Below are 17141 nucleotides of genomic sequence, written 5' to 3'. Positions count from 1 at the left end.
TTTCGCAGGATATTTTACTTCGTCAAGCCGAACAGATTCACGCTCAACGAATTTTAAAATAATAAAAGGGGCCTGAAGCGGCCCCTTGCAGATCACATCTGACGCTAAGGGCTCTTTGACAGAGCAGTCCTTATCAGACGTTTTCTAAAGACACTTCTTCAGCCTGTTCAGCCAGGTCCTGAGAACGACCTTCGCGGACAGCTGCTGCAGCTGCATTCAGGTACAGGCTTACTGCACGGATCGCATCGTCGTTACCAGGGATAACGAAATCAACGCCATCCGGATCAGAGTTAGTATCAACGATAGCAAATACCGGGATACCCAGGTTGTTTGCTTCTTTGATTGCGATGTGCTCGTGGTCAGCATCGATGACGAACAGAGCATCAGGCAGACCGCCCATGTCTTTGATACCGCCCAGGCTGTTTTCCAGCTTAGCCAGTTCACGGCTACGCATCAGAGCTTCTTTCTTGGTCAGTTTATCAAAAGTACCGTCCTGAGACTGAGATTCCAGATCTTTCAGACGTTTGATTGACTGACGAACAGTTTTCCAGTTAGTCAGCATACCGCCTAACCAACGGTGGTTAACAAAGAACTGATCGCAGTTCAGCGCAGATTCTTTGATAGCTTCGCTTGCAGCGCGTTTGGTACCAACGAACAGGATCTTACCTTTACGGGAAGAGATCTTGCTTAACTCAGCCAGAGCGTCGTTAAACATTGGTACAGTCTGCTCAAGGTTGATGATGTGAACTTTGTTACGAGCACCAAAGATGAAAGGTTTCATTTTTGGGTTCCAGTAACGGGTCTGGTGACCAAAGTGAACACCGGCCTTAAGCATATCGCGCATGGAAACAGTAGCCATGATTACCTCTAAAAATAGATGTTGGGGTTGAGCCTCCATGTATCCCATACCACCGACCTGTTAAGGCACCCCGGAGTATGTGTCGATACATGTGTGTTTTGGTCAGTCTGTACCGGTCACGCAATGCGTTCCCCTGTACTCTGCCTTTTCACATAATGAGAATGAAACTATCCGGCCCCCCGTAGCGGGTGAGCCTGGATTCGTCGGCGCGTTTTATACCACAAATCCCCCCTCAGCGGCAATCATTGTTACCGGCAACGGTTAAATTTTCTGCGCCCTGCATAAAACCGGCGACCGGTGATTAACGTTGGCAGCAGTTTTGCTGACTGTTAACATAGTGCACGTATAAATTCTTTCGTTTGCCGGTACTGACTGGCTGCAACTGGACTGATTCAATGGCTATCTCAATTAAAACTCCTGAAGAAATCGAAAAAATGCGGGTCGCCGGCCGTCTGGCCGCTGAAGTGCTGGAAATGATCGCAGCCCATGTAAAACCGGGTATTTCTACCGGAGAACTGGACCGGATTTGCGCTGACTACATTACCGGTGAACAACAGGCCGTCTCGGCTTGCCTCGGTTACCATGGTTTCCCGAAATCGGTATGTATTTCTGTCAACGAAGTGGTCTGTCACGGTATCCCGAGCGATGACCGTCTTCTGAAAGACGGCGATATCGTCAACATCGATGTCACAGTCATCAAAGATGAATACCACGGTGATACTTCAAAAATGTTTATCGTCGGTAAACCGACCATCCTCGGCGAGCGTCTGTGCCGCATCACTCAGGAAAGCCTTTACCTGGCATTAAAAATGGTGAAACCAGGCATCCGTCTGCGTACGCTGGGTCGTGAAATTCAGAAGTTCGTGGAAGCCAACGATTTTTCCGTCGTTCGCGAATACTGCGGCCATGGTATCGGTAAAGGATTCCATGAAGAACCCCAGGTTCTGCACTACGATGCCGATGACAGCGGCGTGGTCTTACAAAAGGGGATGACCTTTACCATTGAACCGATGGTCAACGCCGGGGATTACCGTATCCGCAGCATGAAAGATGGCTGGACCGTGAAAACCAAAGATCGCAGCTTGTCGGCACAATATGAACATACTATTGTGGTGACAGATAATGGCTGTGAGATCCTGACCCTTCGCCAGGAAGAGACGCTCCCTGCGGTACTGGTGAATGAAGGTTAAGACTGACATTTGACTCCCTGAAAGCCGGCTATTGCCGGCTTTTTTATCCAATGAGTAGTGATAATGCGAAGCCACCTGCCAGATGTAATCGACACAAGCAGTACGGATGCCCCGCTGCATTGGTCTGATGATCAATTAACCCGCGAGGCGCTGAAATCCCGCCTCGATATGTTCCAGTCAGCCCTCGGCGATGCTTTCGATGCCGGTACCCCCGTCAGTGAACTGATAGAAGCACGCACCCGGTTTATCGATCATCTGCTCACCCGTCTCTGGCGGTATTTCGGCTTCCACGGCGTAAAAGATACTGCGCTGGTCGCGGTCGGAGGTTATGGTCGTCAGGAGCTGCATCCGCTTTCCGATATTGATGTGCTTATCCTCAGCCGTCATCCTCTGGACGAACAGGGCGCACACCGGGTCAGTGAGTTACTGACACTGCTCTGGGATTTAAAGCTGGAAGTCGGTCAAAGTGTCAGAACACTGGAAGAGTGTCTGCTGGAAGGGCTGTCTGACCTGACGGTGGCGACCAATCTGATCGAGTCACGGATGCTCACCGGGGATGTTTCTCTGTTCCTGGAATTACAAAAAAATATTTTCAGCGAAGGGTTCTGGCCTTCTGCCGACTTTTTTGCGGCAAAGACCGAAGAACAGAAGGCAAGGCACCTTCGCTATCACGGCACCAGCTATAATCTGGAGCCGGATATTAAAAGCAGCCCGGGCGGCCTGCGTGATATCCATACCCTGTTATGGGTTGCCCGTCGTCATTTCGGTGCCACCTCGCTGGACGAAATGGTGGGATTCGGGTTTCTCACCGCGGAAGAGCGCGATGAACTGAATCAGTGTCAGGATTTTTTATGGCGTATCCGCTTTGCCTTGCATCTGACCCTTCCCCGGTATGATAACCGTCTGCTGTTTGACCGACAGCTGGCAGTCGCACAACGTCTGAATTATCAGGGCGAAGGCAATGTGCCGGTAGAAAAAATGATGAAAGATTTCTACCGCGTCACCCGCCACATCGGTGAGCTGAATGAAATGCTCCTGCAGTTATTCGATGAGGCTATTCTGGCTCTGCCCGCCACCGGGAAACCGCTCCCCCTCGATGATGACTTTCAGTTGCGCGGCCATCTGATCGATCTCCGTGATGATGAACTGTTTATCACACAGCCCGCCTCCATTATTCGCTTGTTCAGCGTTATCGTTCGCAATAAAAATATCCACGGCATTTATTCCGCCACATTGCGTTTATTACGGCACGCACTGCAGTCTCTGGATTATTCATTATGTGAGATCCCGGAAGCACGGCAGCGGTTTATGGATATTTTACGTCATCCGGGTGCGGTCAGCCGGGCCTTAGTGCCGATGCACCATCACGGTGTACTGACCGCCTATTTACCTCAATGGAACCTAATAGTCGGCCAGATGCAGTTTGACCTGTTTCACGCCTACACCGTCGATGAGCACACCCTGCGTGTATTACAAAAGCTGGAAAGTTTTGCCAGCGAATCGACCCGTGAAAAGCATCCCCTGTGTGTGGATATCTGGCAGCGCCTGATCCACCCGGAAATCCTGTTAATTGCAGCGCTGTTTCATGATATCGCAAAGGGACGCGGGGGAGATCACTCCATCCTCGGGGCCGAAGATGTCATTGAATTTGCCAGGTTACACGGCTTAAATTCCCGTGATGCCCAGCTGATTTCCTGGCTGGTCAGGCACCATCTGCTGATGTCAGTCACTGCACAGCGCAGAGATATTCAGGACCCCGCGGTGATACGGGAATTTGCCTCGGTAATGCAGAATGAAAAACAACTACGGTTGCTTATCTGTCTGACGGTCGCGGATATCTGCGCCACCAACGAAAGCCTCTGGAACAGCTGGAAACAGAGTCTGTTGCGGGAGCTTTACTTTGCCACCGAGAAACAGCTCCATCGTGGCATGGACAGCAGTCCGGACTTACGGGAACGGGTACGCCATAATCGCCTGCAGGCGTTGGCGCTTTTACGTATGGACAATATTGATGAAACCCGCCTGCATAAAATCTGGAACCGCTGCCGGGCTGACTACTTTCTGCGTCATACCGCCCAGCAGCTGGCCTGGCATGCCCGCCATCTGCTAAAGCATACGCTGGACCAGCCTCTGGTCCTGATCCATCCACAGGCTTCCCGCGGGGGCACCGAGATTTTCATCTGGAGCCCGGATCGTGCTTATCTCTTTGCGACCGTCGCCGGGGAACTGGACCGGCGAAACCTGAGTGTGCATGACGCGCAGATCTTTACTAACCGTGATGGCATGGCGATGGATACGTTTATCGTTCTGGAGCCGGATGGCAGTCCGCTGGCCCCCGATCGCCATGAGGCTATCATTCATGGACTGGTTCAGGCGCTTTCTCAGCCGGAATGGACGCCGCCCCGCCCGCGTCGTCTGTCCCCCCGCTTGCGTCACTTTACGGTCGACACCGAAATACGCTTCCTGGCGGCGCATACCAACCAGCGCACCTACCTGGAGCTGGTCGCTCTTGATTATCCCGGGTTACTGGCACAAATCGGGGGCGTGTTCGCCGATTTGGGGATTTCGTTGCATGGCGCAAGGATCAGTACCATCGGTGAAAGGGTCGAAGATTTATTCATCCTGGCCAACGATGAACGCCGGGCACTGAATGATAAAATGCGCGATAGTTTACAACAACGGTTGACAGAAGCACTGAATCCAAACGATAAAGGGTAATTCACCCTGAGGGCAGCGAACCTTCGGACTGCCCTTTTCCCCTATGGTCTTAACGGGTTACAGAAACAACGTGTAACCGGAAATCATCGGGCAGTTAGTTTTTACCAAACCATTGATGCAGGAAAAAAGAATGCAACATTTACAGAAAATCATCGAAGCCGCATTTGAACGGCGTACCGAAATTACTCCGGCCAGCGTAGATGCTGAAACCCGCGATGCGATCACCGAGGTCATCTCCCTGATTGACAGTGGTAAAGTACGTGTTGCCGAGAAAATTAACGGTGAATGGGTCACTCATCAATGGCTGAAAAAAGCAGTCCTGTTATCGTTCCGTATTCACGATAACGAAGTTATTGAAGGCGCGGAAACCCGCTTCTACGATAAAGTCCCGATGAAATTTGCAGGTTATGACGAAGCCCGTTTCCGTCAGGAAGGGTTCCGTGTTGTTCCTCCGGCGGCCGTTCGCCAGGGAGCATTTATCGCCCGTAACACCGTACTGATGCCATCCTACGTCAACATCGGTGCATACGTCGATGAAGGTACGATGGTGGATACCTGGGCGACCGTAGGCTCCTGCGCGCAGATCGGTAAAAACGTGCACCTGTCCGGTGGCGTCGGTATCGGTGGTGTCCTCGAACCCCTGCAGGCAAACCCGACCATCATCGAAGATAACTGCTTTATCGGCGCCCGCTCAGAGATCGTTGAAGGTGTTATCGTCGAAGAAGGCGCGGTCATTTCTATGGGCGTCTACATTGGTCAGAGCACCAAAATCTATGACCGTGAAACCGGCGAAGTTCACTACGGTCGCGTACCGGCCGGTTCCGTCGTTGTTTCCGGTAACCTGCCGTCTAAAGATGGTAAATACAGCCTTTACTGCGCGGTTATCGTGAAGAAAGTGGATGCGAAAACCCTGGGCAAAGTCGGTATTAACGAATTACTGCGTACCATCGACTAATCGCCTGACCGGCAGCCGCGGGGATCCCGGGGCTGCCGGTCATCTTCCCTATGCTGTGTGCGGAGTGACATGTACATAAGGCTACCGGCAGACGGTGCAGGACTGCCATCCTGACGGTTTCAGACAGTGTCATGATGAGACGGCGATGTCGCGCTAATAATGCCTGCGTTGAGCGGGCAACGTCCCCTGAAGAGGAAAACTGCTATGTACGATAATCTGAAGAGTCTGGGGATCACCCATCCTGAAGAAGTTGACCGTTACAGCCTTCGTCAGGAGGCGAATAACGACATCCTGAAGATCTATTTCCGTAAGGATAAAGGCGAGTTTTTTGCCAAGAGCGTTAAGTTTAAATACCCGCGCCAGCGAAAAACTATCGTTTCTGATCAGACGGCACAGGGCTTCAGGGAAGTTCAGGAAATCAGCCCTAACCTGAGATACGTTATCGACGAACTGGATCAGATCTGCCATCAGGAACAGGAAGATATCGACCTGAAGGTGAAAATTCTTGATGACTTACGTCATCTGGAACTGGTGGTATCAAATAAAATTTCTGAGATTGAAGCCGATCTGGAAAAACTGACCCGTAAATAATTGGCCGGGTTAAGGCATAAAAAAGCCGGTCAGGACGCTGACCGGCTTTTTTTACCTGCGGATGACCGCTTACTGTGCCAGTAAGTACAGGTTGTTGTCACCGCGTTTCACGTTCAGCGCCAGTACCGCCGGTTTACTGTCCAGAATTTTACGCAGTTCGCCGAGGTTACTGATATTCTGCTGATTCACACCCAGAATAATATCGCCTTTTTTCAGCCCGATCGCTGCCGCATGGGTGCCTGGTTTCACACTGTCGATACGGACACCTTTTTGTCCCGCAGCGTCATAATTGCTCAGTTCCGCCCCTTCAATGCCGGTATAGATAGTGGCTGACGGGACTTTATCCTGAGTACTCTGCTGAATGACCACGCTGACAGAAACAGGTTTGCCATCGCGTAATATACCCAGTTCCACTTTACTGCCCACCGGCATCGTGCCGACATCGGCCCGCAGGGCGGCAAAACTGGTCAGCGGTTTGCCATTCAGAGAAATAATCACATCTCCGGCTTTAATACCAGCTTTCGCCGCCGAGGTGTTTGGCAGTACCTGGCTGACAAAGGCACCGCGTTGCGCATTCACTTTCATCGCCTGCGCGATTTCAGAGTTCAGCTCGGTACCCATGATCCCCAGTTCGCCACGCTTAACCTGACCGTACTCGATCATCTGTGACGTCAGGTTTTTCACCATGTTTGAAGGAATGGCAAAGCCGATACCGATATTGCCTCCGTCCGGCGCCAGGATCGCGGTATTAATTCCGATCAGTTCACCGTTCAGGTTAACCAATGCCCCACCGGAGTTCCCCCGGTTAATGGCGGCATCCGTCTGAATAAAGTTTTCATAGTTTTCGACGTTCAGACCACTCCGGCCCAGTGCAGAGACAATCCCGGAGGTCACGGTTTCACCCAGACCGTAAGGGTTACCGATAGCAACGGTATAATCACCGACCTGCAGATTATCGGAGTCGGCAATCTTAATCGCCGTCAGATTTTTAGCATCTTTCAACTGAATCAGGGCAATATCCGTGCGGGGATCTTTGCCAATCACTTTAGCCTCAAAACGACGGCCATCGCTCAGCTGAACCTGGATAGATGAAGCATTTTCCACTACGTGATTGTTGGTGACGACATAGCCTTTATCGGCATTGATAATGACACCGGAACCCAGTGCACGGAACTGCTGTTCCTGAGGGGTCCCCCCGCCGGCACCTGGTGCCTGACAAATCGGTGAATTCTGGAAGGGTGAACCGTCCTGACAGAACGGTGACATATCACCAAAAAATTGCTGAAGCTGCTGACTGTTTTGGGAAGCTTTCACCGGTGCTGTTCCCTCAACACTGATGCTGACTACCGAAGGCATCACCTTCTGAAGCATCGGAGCCAGACTCGGGAGTTGCTGACTGGATGAAGATGCAGATTCCGCCGCAGAAGCAGTCATGGGCGCAAATGCCATTCCAAGGCTCAATGCGAGTGCACTTAATGCTAAAGTGGTTTTTTTCATGTTCTGGCTCTCTGTAGTATTTGCTATTCGGACCATTGCTGTAGTCATCTGTTGAGAGTTATTATTTACCCGTAAGTTCATCGGAAAGCATTTGTTAAAAGTAAATAAATATTCCCGCGATTTACAAAACTCAGACAAAATCAACGGCCATTAAACGGCGGTACTCTTCCCAGGCAAAAAGATCGGTCATCCCGCTGATATAATCCTGTACCAGACGTAACCGGTAATATAGCTCCCATAACTGCCACTCCTGCGCTGAAACCCCGGAAAGTGACGCCATATGGTTCAGATACGCTTTAATATGCTTATCGGAAAGGCGATGAAATAACCGGGTTTCTATCGGATGCCCCGGTAATTCATCATTTTCCGCCAGCTGAGTAAAATTATCGGCACTGAGCAGCATCATCGATTTATAAGCATCGAGCAGCCCCTGAATCACACGGTAGCCCTGTAATTCCAGTTGTTCGACTTCAGAATGATTAAAGACATGCTTACGGGCCACCTGTTTGAACACAGCGAGCAGACGTCCGGCTTCACCCCCATCTTCCAGCAAGGCATGATTAAAATTGCCGTTAAAAATCGCAGGCAGATGCGTAATAAATCGCTTCACGGCCAGAGAAACCAGCACCCGGTGCACATTGACCCGCAGAGACATAAAAAACTGGTCACTCTGACTGCGACGTTTGCCTGAGTGTGCAACGTTCCAGGCATCACCAATGGTGCGGCTGAAGAGATCGTCCGGCTGAACCTCGCCCCAGGCCTCCTGCAGATAGCGGTACAGATTATCGACACTGAAAATAGCCTTTTCAACCGCATCATCCAGGTCAGCAATACAGTAGGAAATGTCATCCGCCGCTTCCATGATGTATGTCAGAGGAAATCGGTGATACTCGTCCATACCGGTGGCTGCGCGTAATTCAGAGACATACTTCTGCTCTGACAGATAAAACCCCGGCTTCTTCATCAGCACGGAAAAAGCGTCAGGTTTCTCTCCGTGCCACCATGCCGGGGCGGTGTATTTCAGAATACAGGCCACCTGCGAGTAACTGAGGTTCAGTTGCAGCAAAGTATGTACCAGACGGATGGCCTGGGCATTCCCTTCAAAATGAGCCAGATCCTGATGGATATCCTGTTGCAGGCGCTCTGTGTCCGGCGATAATCCGTCGCCGGCGGGCAATGCTCCCCCAAGAATTTCCGTCAGATGGGCATTGAACCAGTCATTGATTGCGGCTTCCCCGAAATGCCCGAAAGGGGGGTTACCGACATCGTGCAGCAGGCAAGCCATCTCGACCAGGCTTTCACATCCCCGCTCAAATTCATCCAATCCGCAGGCACTTAGCCCCCCGGGTTGTTGCTTCAGACGCTGCAGAATTTCCCGCACGATGTAGCGCCCGGTCTGCTGGACTTCCAGAGAGTGCGTCAGCCTTGAGCGTACCGCGGCATTGCGTTCCAGAGGAAATACCTGGGTCTTCTGCTGTAATCGTCGCAAAGCCGCCGAATGGATAATCCGCCCCCGGTCACTCTCAAAAAATCGGGTGATCTGCACCTCCCCTTCCGGAGGATGACCTGCCATATAGGGCCTGCTGACACTGATCCTGCGCTTAAAGTTAATCTCCATTTCAGCTCCGGTACGATTCGATAATATTTCCCTGTAATGCCATGATAGACTACGCCATTCATGAAGATGAATTCTATAACATTGGTGAGACAGGCTATGAAAGTAGGAATTATTGGCGCCATGGAGCAGGAAGTGACTCTGCTGCGTGATAAAATTGAAGACAGAAAAACCCTCTCTATCGCAGGCTGCGAAATCTATACAGGGACGCTGAACGGTAACGAAGTGGCTTTGCTGAAATCCGGTATCGGTAAAACGTCAGCCGCCCTGGGCACCACTCTGCTTCTGCAGTTATGCCAGCCAGATGTCGTCATCAATACCGGTTCTGCGGGCGGCCTGGCGCCGTCTCTGAAGGTCGGTGATATCGTCGTTTCCGATGAAGTTCGCTACCATGACGTCGATGTGACTGCTTTTGGTTACGCGCCGGGTCAGATGGCAGGTTGTCCTGAAGGTTTCATCGCTGATGCCGGCCTGAGAGCCGCGGCCGAACAGAGTATCGCTGCGCTGAAACTGCACGCTGTCAGTGGGCTGATTGTCAGTGGCGATGCGTTTATTAATGGTGCTGAACCGCTGGCATATATCCGTGAGACATTCCCGAACGCTATCGGCGTTGAAATGGAAGCCACGGCTATTGGTCATGTCTGCCATCAGTTTAATGTGCCGTTCGTTGTGGTTCGGGCCATTTCTGATGTAGCTGATCAGGAATCTCACCTCAGCTTTGACGAGTTCCTGAATGTCGCCGCACAACAGTCTTCTCTGATGGTGGAAGACCTGGTGGCACGTCTGGCCGCAAACGGCTGATAGCGTCCATGAACCGGCAACCGCTGCCGGTTCTGTTTATGCCTCATCCGGTCTTTTTTTCTGAAGCAGCGGACATCCCGCAGTGACCTGTTTCAGTCCATACGCTCGTCGTCTCACGGGCCAAAAACTTTACAAAAACTCATCTTTCACAGAAAAAACTGACAGCGTTATCCTTTCCTTTGGAAATAACCCCGGCATTAGCATGGGAGGCTTTTGTCCCTTCCGGCGATTAGAGCGTGTCTCGGAAAGACCCGGGGTGAAGGCTGTGAAGGCAATGAAGGTAATAATGGCAGCGAGTCTGTGAAGGCAGTAATGGCGGTGCAGGCGGGCTAAACCGCAGGAGACTATGGCTCCCGCGGAATTTTGGATCAGATACTGAAAGACGAACCACAACCACAGGTGGTTTTAGCATTCGGGTTAGTCACGATGAACCGGGAACCTTCCAGCCCCTCGGTATAATCCACACATCCCCCGACCAGATATTGCAGGCTCATCGGGTCAACCACCAGTGAAACGCCCTGTTTTTCGATGGTCATATCGCCGTCGTTGATTTTATCATCGAAGGTAAAACCATACTGAAATCCGCTGCAACCACCACCGGTAATATACACCCGTAATTTGAGTTCCGGATTGTCTTCGTCAGCGATCAAAAATTTCACTTTATTCGCCGCAGCTTCGGTAAATTCTAACGGTACTGCTGCAATAGCATCGCTCATATCTTACTCCAGTAAACTTCAGGGCCGGAAAAGGCCGCAATGTCCCCATTATCTGTCAGCAAATTTCTGCAATCAAGCACTCTGCTTGACCGTCTGTGCCGAAGCCTGTCCATGCTCTGCTGACTGGCGGGTCAGTGTTCTCGCCAGAAGTGTCGAATAAATGGGCTTACCTCCCAGAAACTGAGCGATCAGGGTGGCCCCCAGACAAGTGATAATCATCGGTAAGATCAGCTGATAATTACCGGTCATCTCCAGCACCAGCACGATGCCGGTTAATGGTGCCCTGACAGAAGCCGCAAACAAGGCTCCCATCCCGGCGATGGCAAAGGTCCCTGTCTGCAGATGATATTCCGGGAATAATGCAGCGGCGGTCATGCCCAGAACGGTGCCCAATAAGGTGCCCAGAGACAGCATCGGTGCAAAAATCCCCCCGGGAGCCCCGGAGCAGAAACTGATCAGCGTTGTCGCCATCCGTAATAAAAAGATAGTTAACAGCATGGCATAGCCATAATGCCCGCTGAAGGCCTGGGGGATCAGCGTCAGTCCTCCTCCGGTCATGGCGGGGAAACAAAGCGTCAGTAAGCCGCAGGAACCCCCGATAATCGCCCCCATCAGAAGAATATTTTTCATTTCTCCTCCGTGCAGACGGGCAAACATGTCCTGCAGGGTGAAGATAAGCTGATTGAAAATAACCCCCAGAATACCAAAAATGATACCGGCGATCAGATAGAGCCAGAGGGTATTGAGGGGAGCATTCGTCAGCCTGCCGACGTTCAATACCGCACTCTCGCCATTAAAAATACGGAAGATGATACAGGCCATGATCACCCCGATAAAAACGGCTTTTATCGAAATCAGACTGTAGCGGAACTGCAGTCTCATCTCTTCGAGAATAAACAAAATTCCCGCCAGCGGGGCGTTAAAAGCAGCGGTCAGCCCCGCGGCGGCACCGGTCGCCAGCAATGTGTGCCGGGCTTCATTCCCTTTCATACGGAAGATATCCAGTACCATCCGCCCGAGATTACCGCCCATTTGTACTGTCGGTCCTTCCCGGCCCAGAACCATACCGGCCCCTAAGGTCCCCATACCGCCGAGAAATTTCACCGGGACGACCCGCCACCAGCGCACCGGCCGTAATTCTTCCATCGCCCCTTCGATTTCCGGGATCCCTGACCCGCCCGCTTCAGGCGCAAAGCGTTTGACCAGCCAGAACCCCCATATCGCCAGCAACGCCGAAATCACCACCGAGGCAATAAACGAGATCCCCCACGGAAGCTCACGGAGAGTTTCCAGACGATAGTGCTGTACCGCACTGATGGCTTTATCGAAGGCGACTCCGACCAGGCCCGCGAGGATCCCGACCAGTGCGGCAAGGATAAGTATGGCAACGGGAGTCTTGTCTTTACGTAACAGCAGTCGTAAATAATCGATTCTGCGTAAGGGGATAACCGGTAATTGCTCAGTTGAAGAAGGTATATTGTCCATATCCGTCTGATGAATAAGCGACCATCGCAGCAGTATACCGTTTAATACGTTTTTTTGGTGCTTAAATGTAGCAATACAATACCCGGGACTTTCGCGGCGCAAGGGTGTTCCCGTAAACTATCCGCTGTAATTATTCAGCGACAACAGGAACCGATGCGATGAGCAAGTCTGAACACCTATACCATGAGGCACAACGTCTTATCCCGGGCGGCGTAAATTCCCCTGTGCGGGCATTTACCGGCGTTGGCGGCACCCCTTTATTTATCGAACACGCCGAAGGGGCCTATTTATATGACGCAGACGGCAAAGCCTACATCGACTACGTCGGTTCATGGGGGCCGATGGTGCTGGGCCATAACAACCCCGGTATCCGCAATGCGGTGATTGAAGCTGCAGGCCGCGGTCTGAGCTTTGGTGCGCCGACCGAAATGGAAGTCCGGATGGCGGAACTGGTCTGTGAACTGGTGCCATCGATGGATATGGTCCGGATGGTGAACTCAGGCACCGAAGCGACCATGAGTGCTATCCGTCTGGCCCGTGGCTATACCGGTCGCGATAAGATAGTCAAGTTTGAAGGCTGCTACCATGGTCATGCCGACCACCTGCTGGTAAAAGCCGGGTCGGGCGCGCTGACGCTCGGACAGCCGAATTCTCCGGGGGTGCCTGCAGATTTCGCTCGTCATACCCTGACCTGTACCTATAACGACCTGGAGTCGGTAAGGGAAGCCTTCCGGCAGTACCCGCAGGAAATCGCCTGCATTATCGTCGAACCGGTGGCCGGGAACATGAACTGTATTCCACCTGCGGAAGGATTCCTGCAGGGGCTGCGGGAAATTTGTGATGAGAACGGCGCATTACTGATCATCGATGAAGTGATGACCGGTTTCAGGGTCGCGCTGGGTGGCGCGCAGGCTTATTATGACGTCACACCGGACCTGACCTGTCTTGGTAAGATTATCGGTGGTGGCATGCCTGTCGGTGCCTTTGGCGGACGCCGTGAAGTGATGGAAGCGCTGGCACCGACCGGCCCGGTATATCAGGCCGGAACGCTTTCAGGTAACCCGTTAGCGATGGCTGCCGGTTTTGCCTGTCTGAGTCAGGTGGCACAACCCGGGACACATTCTACCCTCACCGAACTGACCGATCGCCTGGCCGAAGGCCTGCTGCATGCCGCGCAGGAAGAAAATATCCCGCTGGTGATCAACCATGTCGGCGGAATGTTCGGTATCTTCTTTACTACATTACCTTCCGTCACCTGTTACCAGGACGTCTGCCAGTGTGACACTGAACGCTTTAAGAAATTCTTCCATCTGATGCTGGAAGAAGGGATCTATTTTGCACCGTCAGCGTTCGAAGCCGGGTTTATGTCTCTGGCACACAGTCCGGAAGATATTCAGAAGACCATCGATGCAGCCCGTCGTTGCTTTGCCCGGTTGTAATCCGTTTCAGGACACGAAAAGGCGCCTGTGCGCCTTTTTTATTCTCTGATGCTGCCGGACTCTGAGCGGAAATCCTTCGGTCTGACCGGCAGTAACCTTGCCTGAAAAGTAGTCCTGACCGGCTTCCTCTCTTTATCTCAGAGCAGTGGTTCCCAGAAGGTCTGACCGGCAGTAGCCTTACCTGAAAGGTAGTTCTGACCGGCTTCCTCTCTTTGAGAGAGCGTTTGGCTGAAGATCTGAAGGGGACTCCCCGTCCCGGGTTGAGTTCGCCCGACCGCCTCCGCCAGTCTTTCGCTCACCTCCCGGACATTCTGGCCTCAGCGCCGGTGGATTTTCCCTGGCCCCCTTTTCCTCTCAGTGTCTATTGCTTTGTTGCTCTGCGACAGGTGAATATCAGTGATTACGGGCGGTGATCAGGCCGGAGCGGGGATAAGGTTGCCGGGGTGGCTTTCCGCGGTATTTCGCTGAAGACGAACAACTACCGGATGGCCGCAGAGCGCCGGCGAAAGGTTCAGTACGGGCCTCGTCGACCCCGCCAGAATTAAGGGGCAGGTGATCAGGTGACATCCTGAACCACAGCCACGGATAGCACAGTGGCGGTTAGCATCCCTTCTGACAGCGATTACCGTCACGGACTGTCTGACGCGGCACAGGCCTCAATCATCGGCCCATAAAAAAAGGCGCCGGAGCGCCTTTTTGTGCATAACTACTGTCGGTTACTGCCCGAACATATCCTTAATCCAGCCGGCAACACCGTTACCGCTGCTGTCCTGCTGTTCCTGTTGCTGCTGTTGCTGCAACTGCTGCTGCTGTTGTTGCTGCTGTTGCTGTTGCTGACATAGCGCATTCGGATCAGAGGCCCAGACCGGCAGTGAACGCCAGGTAGTACTGCCGCTGCCACAGATGAAGTTACCCGCCGAGTCAATATTCATCGTGGTCACATCATCCGGCGGTGTCAGATCAAGCGGCGTCGGTGGCTGGTTAGCCAGGTAACGACGATAGATCTGTAATGCCCCACTGGAACCCCACAGTTTCGTTGGCTGGTTGTTATCGCGACCGACCCAGGTCACTGTCACTTCTTTACCATCGATACCGGTAAACCAGCTGTCCACCATGTTGTTGGTCGTCCCGGTTTTACCCGCCAGATGCATCGTCGGGTATTGTGCACCCAATGCATGTGCGGTGCCGCGGTTAACCACCTGCTGCATCGCATACAGCGTCAGGTAAGCCGCTTCCGGTGGCTCCACCCGCTGTGCCTGAGGATAACTCTGGTACAGCACTTTCCCGTCTTCAGAGATCACAGAGCGTACTGCGGACAGTGTTGCACGGTTACCACCACTGGCGATGGACTGGAAAGCCTGTGCCACTTCAACCGGTGTCAGGTTAAGTGCACCCAGCAACATGGCCGGGACCGCGGTGAGCTGATCTTTACCTACCCCGAGTTTCTCCCAGGTATCCACGACATTACCAAGCCCCAGAGACATACCGAGGTTAACGGTCGGGACGTTCATGGAGTGAGTCAGTGCATCGACCAGTAACACCTTACCGCTGAAACGGTGGTCATCGTTTTCCGGACTCCAGATCTGGCCGTTCGGCTGTTTCAGCGACAGTGGCTGGTCAGCAATCCAGCTGTTCAGACGATAGGTCTGAGGCTGAGCCAGGGCGGTCAGATACGTCGCCGGTTTGGCCAGAGAACCTATAGAGCGTCGTGCCTGCATCGCACGGTTATAACCGGCAAACTGCGGATCAGCGCCGCCAACCATGGCACGGACTTCACCGGTGTTCCGGTCAACCACCACCATCGCCGTTTCCAGATCTTTCAATCCGTGCAGTTTTTTCAGCTGCGGGATCCCGTCAATGACCGCTTTTTCCGCCGCATCCTGCGAGATCGGGTCCAGAGTGGTGAAAATCTTCACGCCGGAAAGATCTTTAACCTTATCGCCCAGTTTTTGCTGCAGTTCATTACGGACCATCTGCATAAAGGCCGGCTGAGGTGTAATGACTCCCCCTTTCGGTTGTACCCCGAGCGGACGGGCTGACAGACTGTTATACAGATCTTCATCAATGTACTTTTGCTGCTGCAGTAAACGCAGGACGACATTTCGACGCTCCAGCGCCAGTTTCGGATTACGCCACGGGTTGTACAGTGACGCACCTTTCACCATGCCGACCAGCAGTGCCTGCTGATCCAGGCTCAGTTCATCAACCGGGCGCCCAAAGTAATAGAGGCTCGCCAGCGGGAAACCACGGATCTGATCGTTACCGGCCTGTCCGAGATACACTTCATTCAGGTACAGTTCCAGAATACGATCTTTGCTGTAACGTGAATCCATAATGATTGCCATATAGGCTTCACGGACTTTACGCCACAGGGTGCGTTTGTTGGTCAGGAACAGGTTTTTCACCAGCTGCTGAGTCAGTGTACTTCCGCCCTGGACGGCACGACCGGCAGTGATGTTGGCGACAAATGCACGACCAATCGAATACAGACTGATACCATCATGTTCATAGAAGTGACGATCTTCCGTCGCAATCAGTGTATCCACCAGCTGATTCGGGAACCCTGAGCGCGGCACAAATAACCGCTGTTCACCGTTCGGGGATTGCAGCATGGTAATCAGACGCGGATCCAGCCGGAAATACCCGAAATCACGCCCGGTATCCAGGTTTTTGATTTCGCTCAGCTCACCGTTACTGAACGTCATTTGTGCGTTGATCTGCCCTTCTTTCCCGTCCGGGAAATCAAAAGGACGGCGCAGTAAGTCGATGGTATTTCCTTTTACCGTAAACTCACCCGGCCGGGTAATGCGCGTGACCTGACGGTACTGCGTCCCTTCCAGTAGTTCGAGCATGCCTTTACGGTCAAAACTCATTCCCGGTTCAAGGCTGACCACCCGTCCGTACACGGCCGCCGGCAGCTGCCAAACCTGGCCATCGACACGATGACGGATTTCAGAATCGAGATAGACGCCCCAGGCGGCAAGCACAATGGCACCTAACAGGAACAGCTTAATCAGCCATCCCAGCCAGCGCCTTTTCTTCATCGGTGGTTTCTTCTTTCCTTTACGTGCCAAAGCCACTTCCTCCTCGTAACCACTGATCTCATGATCATCATACGCTTTTGAATTTTTACTTTTCGCACGAGGGCGTTTTTTTTCCGGTTGACGAGGCGTTTTTCCTTTTCGCCCGATCGGTTCGCGATCGTTCCCAGACATGAATTTTACTCTCCAGGCATAGCCTTAGCATGCGCGTTACTTTAATCCCGATCCCGGCGG

General features: G+C 52.6%; 12 protein-coding genes. 6 read left to right on the top strand and 6 right to left on the bottom strand.

Annotated features, from left to right (window positions below; genetic code table 11):
- Window positions 1-133 precede the first annotated feature (133 nt).
- A complete protein-coding gene (gene rpsB, locus ABD035_RS02010) occupies window positions 134-859 on the bottom strand; it encodes a 30S ribosomal protein S2 (RefSeq protein ID WP_212713007.1) in 726 nt (241 codons plus the stop codon).
- Between the two features lie 395 nt (window positions 860-1254).
- Here rpsB and map point away from each other — a divergent pair, with 395 nt between their 5' ends.
- The 4 genes from map to ABD035_RS01990 all read left to right on the top strand — a co-directional run bounded on the left by map (window position 1255) and on the right by ABD035_RS01990 (window position 6313).
- Complete coding sequence (gene map / locus ABD035_RS02005; RefSeq protein ID WP_212713008.1) at window positions 1255-2049, top strand: type I methionyl aminopeptidase; 795 nt, start codon at window positions 1255-1257, stop codon at window positions 2047-2049.
- Between the two features lie 63 nt (window positions 2050-2112).
- Window positions 2113-4767 (top strand): bifunctional uridylyltransferase/uridylyl-removing protein GlnD, encoded by a 2655-nt coding sequence (gene glnD, locus ABD035_RS02000; RefSeq protein ID WP_212713009.1) that lies wholly within the window; start codon window positions 2113-2115, stop codon window positions 4765-4767.
- A 130-nt stretch (window positions 4768-4897) separates the two neighbouring features.
- Window positions 4898-5722 (top strand): 2,3,4,5-tetrahydropyridine-2,6-dicarboxylate N-succinyltransferase, encoded by an 825-nt coding sequence (gene dapD / locus ABD035_RS01995; RefSeq protein ID WP_025901284.1) that lies wholly within the window; start codon window positions 4898-4900, stop codon window positions 5720-5722.
- 204 nt (window positions 5723-5926) lie between these two features.
- Entirely contained in the window at window positions 5927-6313 is a 387-nt protein-coding gene (locus ABD035_RS01990) for a DUF3461 family protein (RefSeq protein WP_212713010.1), read from the top strand.
- Between the two features lie 69 nt (window positions 6314-6382).
- Here ABD035_RS01990 and degP read toward each other — a convergent pair whose 3' ends face one another.
- On the bottom strand, window positions 6383-7810 hold the full coding sequence (gene degP / locus ABD035_RS01985) for a serine endoprotease DegP (protein ID WP_343867240.1): 1428 nt from the start codon (window positions 7808-7810) through the stop codon (window positions 6383-6385).
- Between the two features lie 130 nt (window positions 7811-7940).
- A complete protein-coding gene (gene dgt, locus ABD035_RS01980) occupies window positions 7941-9428 on the bottom strand; it encodes a dGTPase (protein WP_343867238.1) in 1488 nt (495 codons plus the stop codon).
- A gap of 96 nt (window positions 9429-9524) precedes the next feature.
- Here dgt and mtnN point away from each other — a divergent pair, with 96 nt between their 5' ends.
- Window positions 9525-10226 (top strand): 5'-methylthioadenosine/S-adenosylhomocysteine nucleosidase, encoded by a 702-nt coding sequence (mtnN, locus tag ABD035_RS01975; protein ID WP_212713013.1) that lies wholly within the window; start codon window positions 9525-9527, stop codon window positions 10224-10226.
- A 368-nt stretch (window positions 10227-10594) separates the two neighbouring features.
- Here the strand turns inward: mtnN and erpA are convergent, their stop codons facing one another.
- A complete protein-coding gene (gene erpA / locus ABD035_RS01970; RefSeq protein WP_212713014.1) occupies window positions 10595-10942 on the bottom strand; it encodes an iron-sulfur cluster insertion protein ErpA in 348 nt (115 codons plus the stop codon).
- A 72-nt stretch (window positions 10943-11014) separates the two neighbouring features.
- Entirely contained in the window at window positions 11015-12427 is a 1413-nt protein-coding gene (gene clcA / locus ABD035_RS01965) for a H(+)/Cl(-) exchange transporter ClcA (RefSeq protein WP_343867235.1), read from the bottom strand.
- Window positions 12428-12585: 158 nt separating this feature from the next.
- On the opposite strand from clcA, the gene hemL reads away from it, so the two are divergent.
- Window positions 12586-13866, top strand: coding sequence for a glutamate-1-semialdehyde 2,1-aminomutase (hemL, locus tag ABD035_RS01960; RefSeq protein ID WP_212713016.1), 1281 nt, complete (start codon window positions 12586-12588; stop codon window positions 13864-13866).
- A 716-nt stretch (window positions 13867-14582) separates the two neighbouring features.
- Here hemL and mrcB read toward each other — a convergent pair.
- Window positions 14583-17081 carry a bifunctional glycosyl transferase/transpeptidase gene (gene mrcB / locus ABD035_RS01955; protein WP_212713017.1) on the bottom strand — a complete coding sequence of 833 codons (2499 nt, stop codon included), beginning with the start codon at window positions 17079-17081 and terminating at the stop codon, window positions 14583-14585.
- Window positions 17082-17141 lie beyond the last annotated feature (60 nt).

Origin of the sequence: Tatumella terrea, assembly GCF_039523755.1 — a bacterium.
GTDB classification, from domain to species: Bacteria; Pseudomonadota; Gammaproteobacteria; order Enterobacterales; family Enterobacteriaceae; genus Tatumella; species Tatumella terrea.
The sequence above is the reverse complement of the archived record's forward strand: the minus strand, read 5'-3'. Positions and strand labels throughout refer to the sequence as shown.